We start from the raw sequence: 6,625 nt of genomic DNA, 5'->3' as shown, positions 1-6,625 counted from the left end.
AGCTTCTTCAGGTATGTCAGCGCCTTGACGCCGGCCGCGTCGTTGAAGGTGACGTTCTTGCCGTCCTCGGAGAAGACGTCTCCGCCGGCCTGCCACAGCAGCGGGTAGAAGGTCATATTGAGGGTCTGCTGGGTGTCACCGCTGTAGCTGGTGGCGTAGTACCCCTTCTTCTTCAGCTTCGGAGCGAGGCCGGCCAATTCGTCCCAGGTGGTGGGGTATTCGCTCTCGCCGATGGCCTTGAAGACGCGCTTGTCGCAGATGAGCGGGTTGGCGCTGGTGAGGACGGGGGTGCCGAGCACCTTGCTGTCGACGGTCACGGAGTCGAGGGCAAACTTGGTGTAGTCCGCCTTGGCCCTGGCCGGCATGTACTGGTCCGCGGGCACGATGCTCCGCTCGTACTTCGGCAGTTGGTCCGGGATGAGGTAGACGACGTCCGGCCCCTTTCCCGCGCCGATGGCGGTGGCGAGTGCGGTGTCGCGGTTGGCCCACGGGTAGGTCTCGACCTTCACCTTGGTGCCTGTGTGCTTCTTCTCGAACTCCTTGACCAGGCCGTCCCAGTAAGCCTTGTTCTTGGCCTCGTCGAAGATGACCGGGTAGGTCCACATGGTGATGGTGCTGCCGCCGTCCCCGGTCCCGGATCCGCAGCCGGCGAGGACGGTGGTGGCGAGGGCGGCTGAGAGCAGCGGCACGGTGACGGCACGGGGTCTCGGCCGGCGACGGGCGATACGGAACATGAGCGGAAACCTCCTGGGGATGAGCGGGGAACGGTGTTGTTCGGGGACGTAGATCAGCGCACCGGCACGCTCTGTACGGAGCCGGTGAGGCGGGCGCGTTCGGCGGCGAAGGCCGCCAGATGGCTGCCGAGCGTGGCCTTGGTGCCGGAGCGGACCGCGGCCGGGTCGCCGGTGGCGACGGCGTGGACGAAGGCATCAACCAACGCCGTGTCTCCGCCGCCGTGTCCCTCGGCGGCGTTGGAACCGCTCGTGTCGACCTCGTGGACGGTGACCTCGTCGGTGCGGAAGTCGTGGACGGTGACGCGCTTGCCGTCGCCGCGCAGCCAGCCGTGCGAGCCGAAGATCCGTGTCTGGCGGTCGGTCTGTTCGGTGAAGGCGACCATGGTGAACGTCGCGGTCATGCCGCCGGACAGCTGCATGGCGAGGACCTGGTGGTCGACCACGTCGTTGTCGACGCGGTAGGCGCACAGGCCGTACGGGCCTTCGCGCAGCGCGGTCAGCAGCTCGGTCTCGTCCGTGGAGTCCGTGACGTGGGTGACCGGCCAGACGGAGCCGTGCTCGCGCAGCGTCGGCACGTACAGCTTGAGTGCGGAGTAGGGGCAGCCGTCCTCGACGGCGCAGTCCAGGCAGCGCTCCGCGGCACCGGCCGGGGCGTTCTCGGGCCGGAAGTGCTTGAGCCCACCGAAGCTGGCGACCTGCTCGATGCGCTCCCCGGTGACGTAGGAGATCCAGTCCAGGTCGTGGCAGGACTTGGCGAGCAGCATCGGCGAGGACGCCCGCTCACTGCGCCAGGGCCCGCGGACGTAGGAGTGCGCGTAGTGCCACCAGCCGACGGGCTCCAGGTGCTCGACGCTGACGAGTTCGCCCAGCACGCCCGAGTCGACAACCTCCTTCACCAGGTCGGTGTAGGGGGTGTAGCGCAGGACATGGCAGACGGCGAAGAGCACGCCCGCCTTCTCCACGCCCTCGATGAGGGTGCGGGTCTCGGCCTCGCTGGGCGCCAGTGGCTTCTCGGCGAGGATCGCGTACCCGGCCCGCGCCAGCGCCAGAACGGGCTCGACGTGATCGCGGTCCTGGGTGGCGACGATGACGGCGTCGGCGATGGCGTCCCCCTCGACGAGCGGCCGCCAGTCGTCGAACTCGAGCTCCGCCCCGGCCGCGGCGCGGGCCGCCGGCCGGGGATCGGCCACGGCCACGAGGCGGGCGCGTTCGGGGTGGGCTTTGATCCACGCGGCATAGGTGAGGCCGCGGTTGCCGGCGCCGACGAGAGCCACGCGGACGGGCCGATCGGATATCGGAAGGTGCATGGACATTCCCAAGAGCTCCCTAGAAGTGAAGAAGAGGCACGCGACGGACAAGGCGTACGGTGGGGCCGGGGGGCGTCTCCCGCGGCGATGCCTGGACGCGGAGCCGTCAACGGTTACCGGGTGCGGAGAGCTGACAGGGGCCAGCTGCCGATGCATACGGCGCGTACCGGGGCCGCCTGAAAGCCGAAGGCGGACCGCGCAGTGGTCCCTGCGATCCGGAACACGGGCTGCCCGGGTCGATGACGGGAGGTCCGGAACGGCCGTTCACGGGCGCGCCGCCGTGGGCCGCCGGTTGTGCGCGAGATACGTCGTCTCGACGTGCTCGACGGCTCGCCAGATCGCACCGAGCGCGACCCGGTCGTCGCCGAGCGAGGACGGCTGGAGATCGGGGACCCGGATGCACAGCGGCTCCAGACGGTTACGGAGGCGGGGGAGCAGGACGTCGGCGGACTGGGCCAGTCCCCCACCCAGCACGACCCGTTGCGGGTCGACGGTCAGCACCATGGCCGCGAGGCCGAGGGCCACGTCGCTGGCGTAGCGGTCGACGGCGCGCACGGCGACGGTGTCGCCCCGGCGGGCGGCGGCCAGCACATGGGCGGCGGCGTCCCGCGGGGGTACGTCGGACGGGACGGCGGGACAACACGCGAGGCGGGTGGCGGCGGTCGCCCAGGGGGTGACGGGGAAGCTGCCGATCTCGCCCGCCGCGCCGCCGTATCCCCGGTGCACCCGGCCGCCGATGATCAGCGCCGCGCTGAGGCCGAGACCGGCGTGGATGTAGACGGCGTCCTCGACGTCCCGTGCCGCACCGAGGCGTTGCTCGGCGAGTGCGGCCAGCCGGGTGTCGTTGTCCACCAGGACCGTCCCGGCGCAGCGTTCGTCCAGGTGCTCGGCGAGCCGTACACCGGTCCAGTCGGCGACCGCTCCCGCGAGTACGACGTCTCCTTCCGGGCCGACGACGCCGGTGGTGCCGGCGCTGATCGTCCAGATCCGGTGGGCGTCGATTCCCGCGTCGTCCAGGCACTCGGTCATCACGTCGCCGATGACGGCAAGCCGGTCGGCGCGCCGGATGTCCGGCGGCACCGTTCGGCGGGCCGTGGTGACGACCGTGCCGCAGAGGTCGGCGAGCACGGCGAGGACGCTGTGGGCGCCGATGTCCAGCCCGAAGACGTAACCGGACTCGGCCCGGAACCGGTAACGGCGGGCCGGCCGCCCCACCGCGCCGGGCGCGGGCGGGACTTCGGCCGCCCACCCCTGGTCGGTCAGCTCGGTGGCGAGGTCCTCCGCCGAGGCGCGGGAGAGACCGGTGAGCGTGGCCAGCTCGGTCAGCGTCACCGGCGCGCTGGCACTTCTCAGCGCCCGCAGCGCGCCGAACGCGTTGAGCCGACGCAGCTGCGCCAAGTCACCGCCGGCGGGTCGGGATGCGTTCATGTACTCCTCTTGACGTCGTTTCAGCCGTAGGGATTAATCAGAGAGTCCACGAAAACATTGCGATGGTCAAGCGCCAGGAGGGCGCTGAGGTCGCTCAAGCCCGCAAAAAAACGCCCACTTATGGGGAAGACTCTCATAATCTGGAAGGACCACGGTGCCCCGAAAACGCCCTAGACCACTCCTCATCCTGCTGCTCGCCCTGACCGTTCTGGTCGCGGGTCCTGCACCCTTGGCCGCGGCCCGGGGAGGTGGCGGCACCAGTAAATCGGCACTGGACCGGACGTGGTTCGGCCCCGAGGCCGACCTCGGCGTCCAGCAGGAAACGGTCTCCATCAACGACGCCGTGGTGGGCACGGAGGACGGCCGGCCCACGATGTACGCGACGGTCTCCGCCGAGAACGCGATCTTCAACGTCATCGACATCCGGGACAACCGGCTGCTGCGCTCGTTCACGCTGCCTGGCGTGCAGCAGTCCTGGCGGCATGCGATCGGCCCCGACGGCACCGTCTACATCGCCGCCATCACCGGCGGCCAGACGGGAGAGCTGTGGAGCTACAGCCCGGCCGACAAGGAAGTGCGCAAGCTCGGCACCGTTCCGGGCGAGAAGTCGCTGTGGTCGATGACCACGGACCCGGAGGGCAACGTCTGGATCGGCACCTTCCCCAACGGCAAGGTGTTCAGATACGACCCGCAGAGCAAGGACTTCCACGACTACGGGCAGATGGTGCCCGGCCAGCAGTACGTGCGCTCCCTCGCCTACCACGACGGATCCGTCTACGCGGGCGTGGGCTCCGTCGGTGACGTCATCCGGCTCGACACCGCCACCGGTACGAAGACGAAGATCTCCGACCAGGTCCCGGCGCTCCTCGGAGTGGAGCCCCAGGAGGTGCCCTTCGCCTACGACATGGCGGTCGTCGACGGCTGGCTGTTCGTCAAGTTCACCGACCCGCAGATGAAGCTGCTCTTCTACGACCTCGACGCCGGCAAGTGGAGCGACAAGTCCGTCGGCAAGAACACGCCTTCGGACGCGGGGGTCTTCTCCTTCAACCAGCTTCAGTCGCGGGACGGGAAGGTGTACGTCACCAACAACCGCGAGCTGTACGAGATCGACACTGCGACGCTGGAGTCCCGCTCGACCGGAATCGCCTTCGGTACCTCGCTGCGCGGTGCCGCCTGGATACCGCTCAATGATCCGGACCTCCCCGGGACCTCGCTCGTCACCCTGCAGTCGGGCGGCAGGATCACCGCTTTCGACATCGCGTCACGGCGGAGCAAGGCGCTGCCCTCGGTGGTGCAGGGCGCGCCGAACCCGCTGCACAACCTGGAGGCGGCGCCGGACGGCACGCTGTTCATGAGCGGCTACCCCGGCGGCACCGGGTCCCGCTTCGACCCGCGCACCGGCCGCACCACCCGCTTCCCGATGGGCCAGGCCGAGGGCATGGCGGGCCTGGGCGACACGATGTACTTCGGCATCTACCCCGGAGGCATCATCTCCTCGGCGAAGCTGGACGCGGCGACCCCGGCCGTCTCCGAGAAGTTCCGTCTCGGCTCCGAACAGGACCGGCCGTACGTGATGAAGGCCCACGACGGCAAGCTGCTCATCGGCTCCATCCCCGACTACGGCAAGCTCGGCGGCGCGCTGACCATCTACGACCCCGACGACGGGGAGAAGAAGACCTACCCCGACATCGTCCACAACCAGAGCGTCGCCGGGCTCGCCCAGCGCGGCGGACGGATCTACGGCTCCACCACCGTCTACGGCGGTCTGGGGACCGACGTCACCGAGTCCGAGGCCAAGATGTTCGTCTGGGATGCCGCCGGCGAACGCAAGGTCAAGGAGTTCACCCTCGACCTCCCCGGCCTCGACAGCCCGAAGATGATCAGCGGTCTCAGCTTCGGCCGCGACGGCCTGCTGTGGGGCGCGGCCGACGGATTCCTGTTCGCGATGGACCCGGACACCCTCCAGGTCGTCAAGTACAAGAACGTCTACCCCGAGGTGAAGAACTACGGCATGTGGCGGCCGGTCTACCTCCGCCGGGGCGCCGACGGCCTGCTGTACACCACCCTGGCCAGCAAGCTCACCGTTGTGGACCCCAAGACCATGGACCACGTGACACTCGGCGACTACGACGAGGAGGTCGCCTTCATGACCCTGGCCCGGGACGCCGACGGCCACGAGAACATCTACTTCCTCGGCAAGACGGCGGAGTCCCGGCTGCGGATGATCCCGGTGCGCCACGGCCGGGCCGGCACCGTGGCCGTCGACAACGCCGGCTTCGAGGTGGCGCCGCTGGACGACGGCGCCGTCCCGGGGTGGCAGGGCGGTGGCACCCTGTTCACCCTCTCCCAGGAGCGGGCGTACACCGGCAGACGCAGCATGAAGATCGTCGATGCGGCCCGGAGCGGCCCCGAGGCATCGGCGGAGCTGACCAGTGAGCCGGTGCCGGCTGCCGCGGGGGCGTACTACCGGGCCCGTGCCAAGGTATACATCGAGGACGGAAGCACCGACGATTCGGTGCTGCTGCTGAGCTTCCTCGACGGGGCCGGCCAGCCGGTCGGCCGGATGGCGAGCGCACCGCTCCGCAGCGCGGACCAGCGGCGCTGGATCGACGCGCAGGCGAGTGGTACGGCTCCGCCTGGTACGGCGTCGGTCCGCGTCTCGCTGTACTCGTCCGCGTGGAACCTCATGACCGGATACGTCGACGCGGTGAGCCTTCAACAGACCAGGCGCGGGTGACACCCACGCGCGGACACCAGGCCACGGCGACCGTACGCCGTGGCCCGGTGTCGTCGATGCGGCGCTCAGCCCTCGCCGTCGAACTCGCACCGCACGGCATCACCGCCAACACCCTCGCACTCGGCACGGTCCGGACCCCGATCGACGGCGCGTTCCCCTTCGACCGCGATGCGTCCGAGACGGCCTACCGGGAGCGTATTCCGCTTGGCTGCTACTCGGTGCCCGACGAGAACGTGGGCGCGCTGCTGCTCGCCTCGGACGCCGGGGCGTACATCAACGGGGCCCGGATCGCCGTGGACGGCGGCGTGCTCGCCGAACAGATGCACCGGATGCGCTTCATCTGCCCCGCCGCGTACGCGGCGTACGACGCTCAGCTCTGCCACCCTTTGGTGACCGGGTCAGCACAGAAGGAAACTTGA

At 69.6% G+C, this 6,625-nt stretch carries 5 protein-coding genes; 2 read left to right on the top strand and 3 right to left on the bottom strand.

The window, feature by feature from the left end; translation table 11 throughout:
- From BT364_RS37040 to BT364_RS37030, 3 genes are all read right to left on the bottom strand, one after another.
- Nucleotides 1-734, bottom strand: a 734-nt coding sequence (locus BT364_RS37040; protein ID WP_143166613.1) for an ABC transporter substrate-binding protein, incomplete at its 3' end; no start/stop codon positions are given.
- A gap of 53 nt (nucleotides 735-787) precedes the next feature.
- Nucleotides 788-2,047: a Gfo/Idh/MocA family protein gene (locus tag BT364_RS37035; RefSeq protein WP_072489560.1), complete on the bottom strand. Its 1,260-nt coding sequence runs from the start codon at nucleotides 2,045-2,047 to the stop codon at nucleotides 788-790.
- Between the two features lie 258 nt (nucleotides 2,048-2,305).
- On the bottom strand, nucleotides 2,306-3,469 hold the full coding sequence (locus BT364_RS37030; protein ID WP_072489559.1) for an ROK family transcriptional regulator: 1,164 nt from the start codon (nucleotides 3,467-3,469) through the stop codon (nucleotides 2,306-2,308).
- A 154-nt stretch (nucleotides 3,470-3,623) separates the two neighbouring features.
- Here BT364_RS37030 and BT364_RS37025 point away from each other — a divergent pair, with 154 nt between their 5' ends.
- The gene (locus tag BT364_RS37025) at nucleotides 3,624-6,206 is read left to right on the top strand and encodes an SMP-30/gluconolactonase/LRE family protein (RefSeq protein ID WP_177328381.1); all 2,583 of its coding nucleotides are present in this window, start codon (nucleotides 3,624-3,626) and stop codon (nucleotides 6,204-6,206) included.
- Nucleotides 6,146-6,625 (top strand): SDR family oxidoreductase, encoded by a 480-nt coding sequence (locus BT364_RS37020; protein ID WP_371268698.1) that lies wholly within the window; start codon nucleotides 6,146-6,148, stop codon nucleotides 6,623-6,625. The genes BT364_RS37025 and BT364_RS37020 overlap by 61 nt, the downstream gene beginning before the upstream one ends.

The sequence above is a fragment of the Streptomyces atratus genome (assembly GCF_900119365.1).
GTDB lineage: Bacteria > Actinomycetota > Actinomycetes > Streptomycetales > Streptomycetaceae > Streptomyces > Streptomyces atratus_B.
Note: the sequence above shows the minus strand (reverse complement) of the source record. Positions and strands in the feature narration are given on the sequence as shown.